This is a genomic window from Paraburkholderia sp. BR10936 (assembly GCF_040965735.1).
Taxonomy (GTDB): Bacteria; Pseudomonadota; Gammaproteobacteria; order Burkholderiales; family Burkholderiaceae; genus Paraburkholderia; species Paraburkholderia nodosa_A.
The window spans coordinates 215410-229595 of the sequence record NZ_JBFRCM010000001.1 but is presented as its reverse complement, the minus strand read 5'-3'; the positions used below and the strand labels follow the sequence as shown (position 1 = coordinate 229595).

At 66.5% G+C, this 14186-nt stretch carries 14 protein-coding genes; 6 read left to right on the top strand and 8 right to left on the bottom strand.

The features are described 5' to 3' along the window. Positions 1-43 precede the first annotated feature (43 nt). From AB4Y36_RS01085 to AB4Y36_RS01060, 6 genes are all read right to left on the bottom strand, one after another. Positions 44-889, bottom strand: a complete 846-nt coding sequence (locus tag AB4Y36_RS01085) for a peptidase C39 (protein WP_368682126.1) — start codon at positions 887-889, stop codon at positions 44-46. Positions 890-902: 13 nt separating this feature from the next. Further along, positions 903-1592, bottom strand: a complete 690-nt coding sequence (locus tag AB4Y36_RS01080) for a C39 family peptidase (protein ID WP_141710611.1) — start codon at positions 1590-1592, stop codon at positions 903-905. Between the two features lie 148 nt (positions 1593-1740). After that, the gene (locus AB4Y36_RS01075; protein ID WP_069262606.1) at positions 1741-3318 is read right to left on the bottom strand and encodes a hypothetical protein; all 1578 of its coding nucleotides are present in this window, start codon (positions 3316-3318) and stop codon (positions 1741-1743) included. A gap of 27 nt (positions 3319-3345) precedes the next feature. Further along, positions 3346-3975: a hypothetical protein gene (locus AB4Y36_RS01070; RefSeq protein WP_368682125.1), complete on the bottom strand. Its 630-nt coding sequence runs from the start codon at positions 3973-3975 to the stop codon at positions 3346-3348. After that, positions 3972-4472 (bottom strand): hypothetical protein, encoded by a 501-nt coding sequence (locus AB4Y36_RS01065; RefSeq protein ID WP_368682124.1) that lies wholly within the window; start codon positions 4470-4472, stop codon positions 3972-3974. Before AB4Y36_RS01065 ends, AB4Y36_RS01070 begins: the two co-directional genes overlap by 4 nt. A 122-nt stretch (positions 4473-4594) precedes the next feature. Next, the gene (locus AB4Y36_RS01060; RefSeq protein WP_368682123.1) at positions 4595-5140 is read right to left on the bottom strand and encodes a hypothetical protein; all 546 of its coding nucleotides are present in this window, start codon (positions 5138-5140) and stop codon (positions 4595-4597) included. A 547-nt stretch (positions 5141-5687) separates the two neighbouring features. On the opposite strand from AB4Y36_RS01060, the gene AB4Y36_RS01055 reads away from it, so the two are divergent. Beyond that, positions 5688-7073 carry a sigma-54 dependent transcriptional regulator gene (locus AB4Y36_RS01055; protein ID WP_069262603.1) on the top strand — a complete coding sequence of 462 codons (1386 nt, stop codon included), beginning with the start codon at positions 5688-5690 and terminating at the stop codon, positions 7071-7073. Positions 7074-7385: 312 nt separating this feature from the next. Then, positions 7386-8357: a thymidylate synthase gene (locus AB4Y36_RS01050; RefSeq protein ID WP_342945423.1), complete on the top strand. Its 972-nt coding sequence runs from the start codon at positions 7386-7388 to the stop codon at positions 8355-8357. 96 nt (positions 8358-8453) lie between these two features. Here AB4Y36_RS01050 and AB4Y36_RS01045 read toward each other — a convergent pair whose 3' ends face one another. Next, on the bottom strand, positions 8454-10997 hold the full coding sequence (locus tag AB4Y36_RS01045) for a DUF6600 domain-containing protein (RefSeq protein WP_368682122.1): 2544 nt from the start codon (positions 10995-10997) through the stop codon (positions 8454-8456). Between AB4Y36_RS01045 and AB4Y36_RS01040 the strand changes: the two genes are divergently transcribed. Further along, entirely contained in the window at positions 10987-11214 is a 228-nt protein-coding gene (locus AB4Y36_RS01040) for a hypothetical protein (protein WP_368682121.1), read from the top strand. The genes AB4Y36_RS01045 and AB4Y36_RS01040 overlap by 11 nt on opposite strands. Before the next feature lie 33 nt (positions 11215-11247). On the opposite strand, the gene AB4Y36_RS01035 is transcribed toward AB4Y36_RS01040, so the two are convergent. Beyond that, a complete protein-coding gene (locus tag AB4Y36_RS01035; protein ID WP_368682120.1) occupies positions 11248-11970 on the bottom strand; it encodes an ArsR/SmtB family transcription factor in 723 nt (240 codons plus the stop codon). Between the two features lie 215 nt (positions 11971-12185). Between AB4Y36_RS01035 and AB4Y36_RS01030 the strand changes: the two genes are divergently transcribed. The 3 genes from AB4Y36_RS01030 (at position 12186) to AB4Y36_RS01020 (ending at position 14090) form a co-directional block, all read left to right on the top strand. After that, on the top strand, positions 12186-12332 hold the full coding sequence (locus AB4Y36_RS01030; protein WP_176732839.1) for a hypothetical protein: 147 nt from the start codon (positions 12186-12188) through the stop codon (positions 12330-12332). Positions 12333-12434: 102 nt separating this feature from the next. Next, positions 12435-13460: a GlxA family transcriptional regulator gene (locus AB4Y36_RS01025; protein ID WP_368616028.1), complete on the top strand. Its 1026-nt coding sequence runs from the start codon at positions 12435-12437 to the stop codon at positions 13458-13460. A gap of 126 nt (positions 13461-13586) precedes the next feature. Further along, positions 13587-14090 (top strand): acyl-CoA thioesterase, encoded by a 504-nt coding sequence (locus tag AB4Y36_RS01020; protein ID WP_069262939.1) that lies wholly within the window; start codon positions 13587-13589, stop codon positions 14088-14090. Positions 14091-14186 lie beyond the last annotated feature (96 nt).

The following is a 14186-nucleotide window of genomic DNA, read 5'->3' as shown; positions in this document are numbered from 1 at the left end:
CGTGGTGGTCTCCTTGACTGGCACGTCTCGTGTAGGCCCTCGGTTAGTGGAGATTTCGCAGAGCCTGTAATACGCCGGTCTGCCGGATCATTTGCGACGTCATCTGCTGCGTCTGCAGACTCAGTTGCAACTGGTTGGCGACCTGCTGGTTGTTGCCTGCGACCTGGAGTAACTGGGCGATCGCGCCGGCTTGCTGCATGTTGCCCGGCACGATGTTCTGCGTGGCGATGCCCGCCGGCGTCTGCAGCGTCACGTTGACGCCGTTACTGCCGAACGAGATGCCCGCTCTTATGCTGCCGGTCGCGTTCGATGCCGACGCGCTCGACTGGTTGGCGGCGCCTGGCAGATTCGCGAGGTGCGGCGCGTTGTTGTCATAGGAGATGGTGGCGGCATTGGCGCCCGTATTGCCGTTGCCGGCCACCTGGGTGATCTGCGAGACGCCGTTGATCGAGACGTTCTGGCCGCCGGTGGCCGTCGCGTTCGGGTTGGCGCCGCTGTTTGCGCCCGTGGCCCCGCTCTGCGTCGGGTCGATCACGGTTGCGTAGGTCTTCACCTGCGCGCTCACCTGGTTGGCCGCGTTCTGGGCGACCGTGAGCGCGCCTTGCGCGACTGCGGTCGCGCCGTTTGGCAATTGCCATTGAGAAAGCAGGTTCAGAACGAACCCGGAAATCATGTCGCTGCCGGCATATTTGCCGGTCTGATGCGCGAGCACGTCGTCGCCGACGGCTTCGCAGCGGATGCCTTGCGCCTGTCCGTCGGCGTTCGCGAGAAACGCCGGCACCGGTTGCGGCAAGCCGATGCCTTCAGCCGCTAGCGCACCGCTCGAAAAAGCGCAGGCGAGCGCGCAGACGGCTGCCGCGATGCCACACTGTGAGAGGTTGCGTTTCATGATTCTTCGGACTTCAGAACATGACGGCCTTATCGAGGCCGTACTCGAAGAAGGGAGTCGCCGCGGTGCCATTGAGCAAGGCTTGTTCACGCAGCTTGAGCGCGAGCGACTCGTTGTTCTGCAACAGCGGAGAGTCCTCCAGGAACGGTTTGCCGAGCACCGCGAAGACGAGGCCGTTCCATGTTTTGGCGAAGTCGTCTTCGGCGACGATCCGGTTGCCGAGCGCGGGGTCCGCAATGAAGATGCGGCCGTTCTCGGCGTGCTTGACGATCACGAAGTGCTCATAGCCATCGATGTTCATGAGCACCAGCACGGGAATCTGCAGGTGGTAGAGCGCGTCGGTATTGACGCGAAAACCGCGGCCGCGCAAGCCGATCGTCTCGACGAACTTCTTCATGTCGAGCATGGAGAAGCCGTTCTTGACGACCACCTCGGGCGTGGAGAACACCATCATCTGGCGGATCAGCTCAGGTTCGGGGATGTCGATGCCGTAGCCATACTTGAGCAGTGTGGCGAGTGCGGCGGCGCCGCAGCTGTAGTCGTACTGCTGGCTGACGATGCTGCGATAGCGCAGGTCCCGCATCGAGTGGAGCGGCAGCTTCACCGGCACGCCGACGAGGTGGGTCGCGTCGAGCGTCGACTGCTGCGCATGCACAGGCACAAGGGCTGCGCTGGCCGAGAGCGTCAGCGCGACGACAAACATCCTTGATGCCGGGGTCGATACGGGCCCGGACATGGTGGTCTCCTGCCTTCTGGTATGCGCGCCGGCTGCGGTGGGACAGCCGGCGCGCGTTGCTTGCTGCGTTTTCTGCCTGGGGCGAGCCCAGTTCCTGCAGTGCTGCCAATCGTGCTTAGTGGCCGTTGTTCATCGCGGCGATTGCCATGCCGTTGTGCTGCAGGTTGCCGATGCCGCCGGCAATGTTCACGCCGATGTTGCCTTGCGCGCCGGTGAGCGTATTGGCGCCGAGGCTGGCCGTACCCTGGAACTGGCCGACTGCCGACATGTTGGCGTTCTGCGAGCTGTTATCCGTCGCGACCATCGCAACCGTCGAGTAGGCACCCGGGGTTGCCGTCGTCACCGAGCCCGCAAGACTGTTGTTCTGCGCGTTGCCGATGCCGGATGCGACGTTCACGCCGACGTTGCCCGATACGTTGGCGAGAGAGCCGTCGCCGACAGACGCGTTCAGGTTGAAGTTCTTCACGTGGGCGCTACCGCTGGACGCCTGCGTGTTGAAGATCTGCGCGTTGCCGAACACGTTGCCCATGTCGACGGAAGCGAGCGCGACGTCGTTGCTTTGCGCGTTGTTGATGCCTTCAGCGATGTTCACGCCGAGGTTGCCCGTCACGCCGGTTGCTGCGCCGTTGCCGGTATTGGCGTCGAGCGTGCCCGCCTGTTGTGTGTTGATATGCTGCGTAACGGAGCCGGTGGTGTGCTCGTCGACGGTGTTGAGCGAGTCGCTCACGTTGTAGCCCCAGCTCTTGCTCGAGCTCGAGCTGCGCGACGACGAGTGGCTATGCGAATCCGAGCTGGAGCTCGACGAGCTGTACATGGATGCGTACGTGCTCGACGAGTTCTTCGACTTTTCGCTCGTGCCGTTCACGCTCGTCGAAAGCGCGGCGCTGGCCGTGCCGTCAGCATGAGCCGTATTGGCGGTCGTCGAGCTGTTGCTCGTATTCTTGTTGTTGTTCACGGACCAGGCCGCGCCGACGTTCGTCGTGTCGCTGTTGTTGTGCGAGTTGGTCGTGGTGTGCGACGTGCTTTCCGAGCCAGTGAGGTCGATGCCCGCCGAGCCGTTCCGGTGGTTGCCGGTGTGCGACCACGATGCGTTGGCCTGGAGGCTGCCATTGCCGCTCTGCGACTTCGTCGACGTGTTGTTGCCTACGCTGCTGTAGCTCGTGCCAAGGGCCGCGCTGCCTGTGTCGCTATAGGTGCTGGCAGTCGTGTGGTCATGTGTGCTGCCATTGTCGGTCGCGACGTGATAGTCGGCGCTCGCGCTTGCGTTGAAGGTCTTGCTGAAGCTCGAGTTGCTCGACGAGCTCTTCGAGTTCGACGCATTCACTTGATGCGAATGCGACGAACTGCTCGACGACGACGAGCTGCTCGACTCGCTCGAGCTCGAGGACTTCGAGAAGGAATTGCTGCCCGTGCCCGTCACGCTCCACGTGGTGTTGTTCACTGCCGTGGTGATCTTGCCGCTGTTGTAGCTTTGCGCTTGCGGAAGCAGCGTGCCGCCACCGGTGGTCTGGTTGTTGTTGATGACGGCGCCGGCGGTGCTCGAAACCGAGACGCAGCCGAACAGCGCGACAAAGCCTTCGATGCCCACGTATTGCGTGACGCCTGTGGCGTTGAAGAGATACGCCGAATTTGCCGCGTGAGCGGAGCCTACCGCCGACGCAAGAACTGCCGCTGCTATGAGGGTGCGCTTCATGATTTCGCTCCGATACTGAGTGGTCAGTTAAAAAAGAGTGCCCGCCGGGGGACGGAGCACAAAACTGTTTGCCGTAGCGTTACCGGCGCCGGCCGTCTGGTTCACCTGCACGAGGCCCGTCGCATTCCTGAATGCCGCATTGTCGATGCGTACCTCACGAATACCCCCTGCCTGGGCCATTTGCCCCTGACCGCCGTTTTGAGCAGCCGCCGCGGACAGTTCGCCGTCCGAGACCGCCACTACACCAATCGCACCACTGCTGATGAGAGCAGTGTTGCGCTGGACATTGCCCACGCCCGCCGACTGATTCACCATCATTGCGCCGTTCGCGTTTGCAAAAGCTCCTGCACCTATCGTCGCGCTCGCGCCCTTGAGTCGCGCCGTGACGCTGGCGAGCTGCTCGTCGCCGTTGACGTTGATCGACACGTTGCCGGTCGTGATCGTCAGCTGGTTGGCCTGCGCGTTGTCGACACCCGCGGTCTCGTTCACCGTGAGCGCGCCGGTCGTCGAGGTGGCGGCGCCCGGGGCGATGCTCGCCGTCGCGCCGACGCTCACCTGGGCCTGCGCGGCGCTCGCGAAGGCGAGCGCGGCGACGCCGGCAAGCGCGCCGGAAAGCGCCGTGCGCCACGCGCGTGACGTCTGGACAGAACGGCTCATTTCATGCCTCCCATGGCGCCCGAAAGTGGGGCGAGCGCGCCTGTGATCGTCGAGGAAATCGTGCCCCCGAGACCGGCGCCGACGCCGCCGGTCGCGCCGGCACCGGCCGCCACATTCGAGCCGGTTGCGCTGCCCGTGAGAATGCGCGTGAGCGCCTGGACGCCGGCGGTCTGCGCGCTCAATGCGCCGTTCGCGTTGACGCCGCTCGAGCCGTGCGCGTTGGTGAGATCGGTGTCGGTGACGAGCGTCGCCATCGCCGGGTCGAAGCTGTTCTTGGGGAAGGTCGTGGCGCGCACGAGCACCGGGTCCTGATTCTTCGGCACGTTGTCGAAAGCGCTGCGCGGCGTGATGTCTCGTTCGACGATGACGTCGCCAGGGTTCGTGACCTGCTGGGCGGCCACGCCCGCCGTGACGCTCGCGGCCAGTAAGCCGCACAGGGCGGCGGCGAACTGGACCGACCGGCGGCGGGCGCCGCGCGTCGAATTGCGTGCTCTCATGCTGGTCTCCTCCTGGCCGGAGTCGGCACATCGGCGCCTCGTCCGGTCATTTCGTCCTGGTCGCGCGTGTTCGCAGCGAACCAGGACACCGCGCCGCAAGCGGCGCGGGTGCTATCTCATCGTTACTTTCTCGTGTAGCTCGCGAGGTTGCCCTGCGTGTTCTGGGTCGCGTCGACAGGGATCGGCAGCGGTGCGGGCGGCGCGATTTCGTCCCAGAGCGTCACGTTGTTGTTGCCGCGCATCAGTTGCGGGGTGGCAGCCATCATCACCATGCCGACGGCGCCGCCGCGCTGGCGCGAAAGCGTCTGGTCGTCGAGAGAGCCGATGCCCGCGAAGACGCTGTCATTGCCAAAGGCGACGGGGTCGGCCGGGGCGGGGGCGCTGGCGGCCGTGTTGCTGGCCGGGGCCGCGGCGGTCGAAGTCGCGTCGCTGGCCGGCGTGCCCACTGCTAGCGTGGCGGGAACGAGTGCCGCAGGTGTTGCAGGAACGACATCCGGGGTGGCGCTGGCGACGCTGGCAACCGCAGTTGGCGCGGTAGGTGCATCGTCCACTGCCTGTGCGCGAGCACCGGGCGAGAGGAGGAGGAGGGCGGCGGGAACGAGCATGGCGGCACATGCACTGCCGTAGCCAATGACACTGCGCCGGACCTGCTGGATGTTGAGTCGCATGGCGTATCTCCTGATGCGAGACATTTAGCGAAACGTGTGCCATCGCCCGCAATCCATTGATACGCTTCGAACCGCACTATTCTCTGCAAATTTTGAATGGCGGATATTCGCCAAAATGTTTCAGCGCTGAAACGTGGGGCTGTTTAAACCCGTTTGGAATGCGATACGGGTTTCAAAGGAGAACGTTTGCGCGCCAGACACTTAACTATTGAGAGAAAGGAAACATCCGTAATTCTTTCTGCACTGACAAAATGCCGGAAAACTAGTGGAAACATTTCCATCGGTCCCTTATCCATTCCCATTGCATAAATTCTATCCAAGTGCCACGAGGCTATAGTAAGCTTCAGAAAAAGCCGTAATGCCTAAAAGAAAACGCCCGCAACTGGGCAAGTTGACACACACGCCACAACTCGGGGATTCACTGTCAGCAAAAGCATGCGCGTTCACTGTTTTTCAGGTACGCGAAAGCCGCTTTTTGCTGCGTGTCTGTACATTCAGGTGCGTGCCGTCATTCCCAAACGATGGTGTTGGCAAGAGGATCTGAATAATGGAACCTGCAACGCGGCAATTGGTGTACGTGACGCGAAAACCGGTCGAAGCGTTGAACGAGCGGTTCCACGAGCGTGGCTGGCAGGTGGAGATCGTCGGCAACGCACGGGACGCGCGGCGCGCTCTGCGCGCAGGGATGCCTGCGGGCGGGCTGCTCGATCTTTCCAGCGAATTCCATCTACATGAAATCGGCTCGTTCGAGCCGTGCCTCACGCTGCCCAATGTCGGCTGGGTGGCTGCGACCACGACGGGCCAGCTGCAGGACGCAACGCTGCGCCGTCTGGTGCGCGATTACTGTTTCGATTACGTAACGGTCCCCTGGAACGGCGATCGGATCGTCGATTCCGTCGGCCACGCGTATGGCATGGTCTCGCTCTGCGAAGTCGCCTCGAACGACACCACGGGCGGCACCGAAGGCGAAATGGTCGGCTCGTGCGAGGCGATGCTGGCGCTGTTCCGCTCGATCCGCAAGGTCGCGCTGACCGATGCGCCGGTGTTCATCTCCGGCGAGTCGGGCACGGGCAAGGAACTCACGGCGGTGGCGATCCACGAGCGCTCGGCGCGCCGCAGCGCGCCGTTCGTGCCGATCAACTGCGGCGCCATTCCCCCGCACCTGCTGCAGTCCGAGCTGTTCGGCTACGAGCGCGGCGCGTTCACGGGCGCGAGCCAGCGCAAGATCGGCCGGGTCGAATCGGCCAACGGCGGCACGCTTTTTCTCGACGAAATCGGCGACCTGCCGATGGAAAGCCAGGCGAGCCTGCTGCGTTTCCTGCAGGAAGGCAAGATCGAGCGCCTGGGCGGTCATCAGTCGATTCCCGTGGACGTGCGCATCATCTCGGCCACGCACGTCGATATGCGCGCGGCGATGGTGGAAGGGCGCTTCCGCCAGGATTTGTATCACCGTCTGTGCGTGCTGCAGATCGACGAGCCGCCGCTGCGCGCGCGCGGCAAGGACATCGAGCTGCTCGCGCGACACATGCTCGAGCGCTTCAAGAAGGACGGCAGCCGGCGCCTGCGCGGCTTTTCGCCCGACGCCATCGCCGCCCTGCACAACTACAGCTGGCCCGGCAACGTGCGCGAGTTGATCAACCGCGTGCGGCGCGCCATCGTGATGTCGGAGGGCCGTGCGATCACGGCGCGCGATCTCGAACTCGGCGACTACGTCGAGGTGGTGCCGGTCTCGCTCGCCCAGGCGCGTGAAGCCGCCGAGCGCCAGGCCATCGAACTTGCGCTGCTACGCCACCGCGGCCGCCTCGGTGACGCCGCCCAGGAACTCGGCATCTCCCGCGTGACGCTGTACCGGCTCTTGTGCGCGCATGGCATGCGCCATATGGAAAGCGAGCCGCTCGCGCCGCATCCGGGCGGCCTGGCTTCGGGCGGTTGAGGCGGAGTGGGGTTGCCTGAGGGCGCTTGACGTCGATTGAGGCGACCGGCACTTTCGTGCTCTACGCGTGGATCGCGCGCCGTCGCTTTGCGCAGCCTTTGCCATGCGTTTCGTTTCGCTGCGTCTTATAGCGTCGCGAGACTTTCTCCGGGCTCGTCGTAGTCCGTCCTGTGGGCGTTCCGCCCTTGTCACCGTTGCGTGATGCACTTGCGCTTTCGGCGCGGCCGACCCGGGACGCGCGCGCCGGGTAAAATCCTCCTTTTCCATCCTGAATCCGAACCGGGCGCCACGTGCCCGACGAGGGAACCGCGCATGAAACAGTATCTCGAGCTCGTCCGCTCGATTCTCGACACCGGCACCTGGCAGGAAAACCGCACCGGCATCCGCACGATCAGCCAGCCGGGCGCCATGCTGCGCTTCGACCTGCAGGAAGGCTTCCCCGCGGTGACGACGAAGAAGCTGGCATTCAAGTCGGCCGTGGGTGAGCTGATCGGATTTTTGCGCGCCTCGCGCAGCGCAGCCGACTTCCGGGCGCTGGGCTGCAAGGTCTGGGACGCCAACGCGAACGAGAACGCCCAGTGGCTCGCCAACCCGTACCGCCAGGGCACGGACGACCTGGGCGACGTGTACGGCGTGCAATGGCGGCGCTGGCCTGCTTACAAGGTGCTCGACGGCGACGCCGCCGCACAGCTCGTCGACGCGCAGTCGCGCGGCTATGCGCGCGTGGCAGAATTTACCGAGGATGGCCGCTCCAAGGTGCTGCTCTACAAGGCGGTGGACCAGCTGCGTCAGTGCCTCGATACGATCATGAGCAACCCCACCGACCGGCGAATTTTGTTTCATGGCTGGAATCCGGCCGTGCTCGAAGAGATCGCGCTGCCGGCTTGCCATCTGCTGTACCAGTTCCTGCCGAACCCGACAAAGCGCGAAATCTCGCTGTGCCTCTACATCCGCAGCAACGATGTGGGCCTCGGCACGCCGTTCAACCTCACCGAAGGCGCGGTGCTGCTGCACCTGGTGGGCCGGCTCACGGGCTATACGCCGCGCTGGTTCACGTACTTCATCGGCGACGCGCATATCTACGAGAACCAGCTCGATATGCTCAACGAGCAGCTGCGCCGGGAGCCGTACGCGAGCCCGCGTCTGGCCATCTCCGAGCGCGTGCCCGAGTACGCGAAGACGGGCGTCTACGAGCCTCAGTGGCTCGAAAAGGTCGAGCCGTCGGACTTCTCGCTCGTCGACTACCGGCATCACGAGCCGCTGACCGCGCCGATGGCAGTGTGAGGCGCTTGCATTTGCGTGAGTGGCCGGTATGACCGCGCCATGAATAAAGCCCGCGAACGGCGACGTTCGCGGGCTTTTTCGTTGGCGGCGCGTCGATCAGCCGTGGTGGCGATCGTCGTGATTGCCACCGCTTGCACGCTCTTGCGGATGAGGCGCGGGCTGCGGCTGCGGACGCGGTTGGGGCTGCGGCTGCGGGCGGGCCTCCGCGTGCTGCTGCGGCTGGGGCTGGGGCTGCGGATGGAATTCCGGGCGCGGCTGCGGTTGCGGCTGCGGACGGGCTTCGGCGCGCTGCTGCGGTTGAGGCTGCGGATGGAATTCCTGACGCGGCTGGGGCTGGGGCTGCGGACGGACCTCGGCGCGCTGCTGCGGTTGCGGCTGGGCTTGCGGACGGACCTCGGCACGCTGTTGCGGCTGCGGTTGCGGCTGCGCTTGCGCTTGCGGATGAAACTCGGGGCGCGCCGCGGGCTGCTGCGCCGGCCGCGCCTCGGCTTGCTGCGGCATCTGCTGGCCGTGCTGCGCCGCGGCTGGCTCGGGCATCCGTTGCTGCGCTTGCGGCTGCGGCTGGCCACGCGCCGCGTCACGCTGCTCCTGCATCGCGACGGCGGGCGGGCGGCCTGCCTCGTTGCTGCCCGGCTGGCCTCGTGTGGCCATCGGCGCGTGCGGCTGTGTCCAGGCCGGTTGATGCACTTCGCCGCGCGCCGCGTTGGCCGCGTTCATCGCGCCCGGGCCGGGCTGACCGGCTGCAGGCGCGCCGCCTCCGGGCCGGCCCGCAAACTGCGGCGGACGCGGCACGCCATGTTCCTGCGCGGCAGCAGGCGGCATGCCCGCCTGGCCATGTTCGGGGCCACGCGGCATGGCGTTGGCGGCTGCGGCGCCCGGTTGGGGGGCGCCGCCAGGCATGTCCGGACGGCCGGCTTGCGCCTGCGGGGCCGCCGGCCTGCCCGTCGCACCAAGCACCGGTGAGTGCGGCGGCACGACACGCACGTTCTGTGCGGGCCACGCGCCGTGAGCTGCGGCAGAGAACGGCGAGGACGGCGCATGCGCCGGCGCCGAGACGCGCACCACGGGCGCGCCTGCCCCCGGCACCGTGCCGCCGGCGTGGGCGAAGCGCTGCGCGAGGTTGTCGTGGAATGCGGGCGGTGCGACGGGCGCGCGCGTGGCGACGACCTGACGCTGATTGAGCGCCGCGGGCGGCCGGTAGTCGGCGCGGCGCATGTTGGGCCCGAAGCTGCCCTTCACAGGCGCGATGCCAGGCGTGCCCGGGTCGATGCGCGCATTGCGCCATTGCTGCGGATCGACACGCTGCGCGAACCGCGAGACCGGCTGACCGTGGACGAACGCCGTGGCCGGTACCGCCGTCACCGCACCCGGCGCGCGATAGTTCACGTAGGTGTTGTGAACGTTGATATTCGTGATGTTGACGTCGCGCCGGTAGTTGTTGACGACGACGGTCTGGTTCACGCGCTCGTAGTAGTGCGGGCTCCAGCCGCCCCAGTGCGGATGCCATGGCTCACCCGGCCCGAGCGCGAACCACGCGACGCCCGCGGCCGCGACGCCGCCTACCGCGAGGTTGACGCCCCAGTCCGTGCCGCCGTCGCCGCCGCCCACGAACGCGACCAGCGCCGGCGCATAGACGGGCGGCGCGCTTTCGACGACCGGCCCGGGCACCCACGCCCACGAATCGTCGACGTAAGCCCAGCGTCCGTAGTGATATGGCGCGAAGCCCCAGGGCGCGTCATCGACCCACGTCCAGCCCCACGGCGCCTGCCACACCCAGTGGCCGTCGTGATACGGCGCCCAGCCGGTGGGCACCGAGTTCGGCGTCCAGACTTCGCCGTATTGCGGATCGTTGCGCCACGTGCCGTTGTTGTCGAGGTCCTGGTAGCCCGGGACGTCGCGCGAGACATAGCGCGCCGAGACCGAGCGGTCCTCGGCGGCGTCGCGCGCGAGCCCCCACTGGTCGAAGGCGTCCGGCGGCGGCGTCTGGTCGCTCGCCACCTGCTGCAGGTCGGTGCCGGCGAAGCGGATCTGCTGGCCGGCCGTCATCGGCGTCTGACCGTTTTCGCCGTACACGGTCACGCTCCCGCTGCGCACGGTGACGGTCGTGCTGCTGCCGTCGGGTGCCACATCCACGCGATAGTCGCCGGGGCTCGTCACGCCGAGTGCGAGGTTCGGCGTGTCGATTTCATACGAGCTGCCGGGCGGCACTTCGCGCACACGCGTCGAGAGCGTGCCCTGCGCGATCTTGAGCTGCGCGGTTTGATCGTCGAGATTGAGGACGTCGAGGCTCGTTTGCGCGCCGAGGCGCACCGCCGTCGAGCCGATGTGCATTTCCGAGCGCCCATTGGCGTCGTTCCAGAGCTGGTCGCCGGTCGTGAGCGGGCGGTTGAGCTGCGCGTACGACCAGTCGCTCGCGCCGGCCGGCTCGGTGGTCACGGCGCCGGCCATGTAGTCCAGACGCGCGACGCGGCTCGGCGGATCGCCGCCCGTGGCAGCGGGGGCGGTCGCGGCATCGGGCGGCGCTGCCTGCGCGAAGACCGCGGGCGCGGCTGCGAGGTTCAGCGCCGCGAGCGCGGCGAGCGCAAACAGCGTGCGGCGCGAAGTGCGCCGAAACTGGGTGATCGTAGGTGTGCGCGTCATCATTGTTCTCCTGTCGATGGGATTTGGCGCTTTGCTGCCGCAGCGTTTAGCGCTATCCCATGCAGGGCACTGTATCCGGCGGGCTTGTTTCCATGCTCACGGATTTGTTAAGGCTTATGCACCAGATGTAACAGAACGTGTGACCGCGCGCGAAACGCGCATTTTTGCGCGCGAAACGCGCATTTTTGCGCGCGAAATCGGCGATGTTGTACGGTAATTGTCAGCTAATTCCGCGCGTGCAGCTGGTGTCTCAGGCACCGGCGATTGCGTCGAACTCGCGCTGTCCCTTGGGTGTGATGCGCAACACGCGCGGGCGGCTCGTGCGCTCGATCCAGCCGCCCTGCGTCCACGAATCGAGCAGCGCCGCGCCGAGTGCGCCGCCCAGGTGCGGCCTGCGCTCGCTCCAGTCGAGGCAGGTGCAGGCGAAGCGCCGCCGCCGCGCGCGCAGCGCCGCCACGTCCACGCCCCAGGCCGCGAGACGCGTTGCGCCCTCGGGGGTGGCTTCGAGGGTGTCGCCGTCGCGCACCAGCAGGCCGCCGTCCACGAGACGTTCGAACACCCGCACGGCCACTTCGCCGGCCATGTGGTCATAGCAGGTGCGCGCATGGCGCATCTCGAGGGGCACCGTACGCGCGGGGCGCGGCGCCGGGCGTTGCGAGGCGACGGTGTTGGACACCTGCGCGACGTTCATGAGCGCCTCGATCGCCGCAGCGATCTCGGGGTTGGCGATGCGGTAGTAGCGGTGGCGGCCGCGCACGTCGAGCGCGAGGAGCCCGCCGTCGGTCAGGCGCGCGAGGTGGCCGCTCGCCGCCGAAGGCGACAGCCCCGCGATCATCGTGAGTTCGCCCGCGGGCCGCGCGCTGCCGTCCATCAACGCCCACAGCATGGCGGCGCGGCCCGGATCGGCGAGGAGTGCGGCAACGCGTGCGAGGCCCGGGAAGTGGCTCGACTCGTCGGTGGCGGGAAGGCTCATGGCGGCTCCTTCATGGTTGCGATGGCGGCTGACGCCGCCCACACCGTGACTTTAGCGAATTGTCGCATTCGACGTTTCAGTCTATGGTGAAGTGTCGATTGCAACCACTCGAGATCCCCGCGGTGAGGTCGAGGCATTGCCTGCGGCGGTACATACTGCGGTGCGCCAGAGCCCCGCGCTAAAATCGTTCATTCACGCAATCGGCCCGGCCTTTCATGAAACGCTTCCTCGCTCTTTTTGCCGTCGCCGCGCTCGCCGCCTTGTGCACCGCCTGCGCAGGCGGTTCCGCGCCGTCGTCGAGCGGTGCCAGCGGCATCACGATGTACGGCACGATCGACGAGGGCATCACGTTCCACAAGTGAGCGGCCTGGCATCATCTGGCAGTTTTTGATGTTGCTTTGGCCTGACTGCCAAAGGCGCGCGTGCGATGATGCAGACAGATCGTCAGCATCGAGTCCGCCGCCATGCCGTCTCAACCGCCGTCCCAAACGCCCGCACGCCATGTCGTGTTCGCCGTCGCGCCGGAGCTCGTGCTGCTCGACGCCTGCGGTCCCGTCGAGGCGTTCTGGCGCGCCGAGCTGACGATGCGTGTCGCGAGCGGTATCCGCGGCGGCGATCCCTGCGCCTACCGCACGACGCTTGCCTCGGTCGCCGGCGGCGTGCTGCCCACCTTCGCGGGCATGCCCATCGTCACCGAACGGCTCGACACGCTCGACCCTGCCACGATCGACACGCTGATCGTCCCCGGCGTCCCCATCGACGACACCACCGCGCTGCAACCCGAACTCGTCGCCTGGATCGCAGCGGCCGCGCCGCACGCGCGCCGCGTCGCGTCGGTCTGCACGGGGGCGTTCTATCTCGCGGCAGCGGGGCTGCTCGACGGTCGCCGCGCGGCCACGCACTGGCGCAACGCGGCGCAGCTCGCGCGCCGTTTTCCCCGTATCGAAGTCGATCCCGAGCCGATCTTTATCCGCGACGAGCGCGACGGCTGCGTGGTGTGGACGTCGGCGGGTGTGACGGCGGGCATCGATCTCGCGCTCGCGCTGATCGAGGAGGACTGCGGCCATGCGGTCGCGATGCAGGCGGCGCGCCGCCTCGTCGTGTTCATGAAGCGGCCCGGCGGCCAGTCGCAGTTCAGCGAGGCACTCGCGGCCCAGGCCAGCGCGGGCGCGGAGTTCGACGCGCTGCACGGCTGGATGGCCGCCAACCTGCACGGCGAGCTGAGCGTCGAGCGTCTGGCCGAAGAAGCGCGCATGAGCCCGCGTACGTTCGCGCGCCGATATGTCGACGCAGTGGGGCGCACGCCTGCGCGCACGGTCGCGGCGATGCGCGTGGAGGCCGCCGCCCACGCGCTCGTGCAGTCGCGCCGCCCGCTCAAGCGCATTGCGGCCGACTGCGGTTTCGGCACCGAGCAGAATCTGCGGCGCGCGTTCGAAAGGTCCTACGGCGTGCTGCCCCTCGACTATCGGGCGCGATTCGCGGCGAGCTAGAAACACCGCCGATGGCGTTTGGCAGGCGGCTGCGACTCTCTGTCTTATTGCGCTCGTATAATCAACGCCTCCTTACCCCACCATACGAGCCGCCGTACGCGGCTTTTCGCCATGAGCCAAGCCGAGATGAAGACGCCTACCCAGCCGCTGGACCGTTCGGAAACGACGTTCCGGTTCCTCGCCGAGCCGACTTCGGTGAACTTCGGCGGCAAAGTGCACGGCGGTGCGCTGATGAAGTGGATCGACGAGACGGCTTATGCGTGCGCCGCGGTCTGGTCCGGCCGCTATTGCGTCACGGTGAGCGTGGGCAATATCCGCTTTCGACGGCCGATTCTCGTCGGCAACATGGTCGAGCTGCGCGCGCGCGTGGTCGCCACGGGCCGCACGTCGATGCATATTCACATCACCGTGCATGCCGGCGATCCGAAGAGCGGCCAGCTACGGCTCACCACGGACTGCCTGATCGTGTTCGTGGCCGTCGACGAAAACGGCAATCCGATTCCCGTGCCGACTTACGTGCCAGAAACGGACGAGCAGAAGCGCCTCGCGAAGTACGCGCTCGACGTGAAGGAAGCGCTCGACGCGATCGTCGAACTCAAGCCCGAGGAAGTGGCGAAAGGGCAGGTTTAAGCAGGGTCGACACGCAGGCACGCTGTTGCGCCAGCATGAAAAAACGGGCGGCGAGGGTTTGAACCACGCCGCCCGTTTTGCATTTCAGCCCTGCAA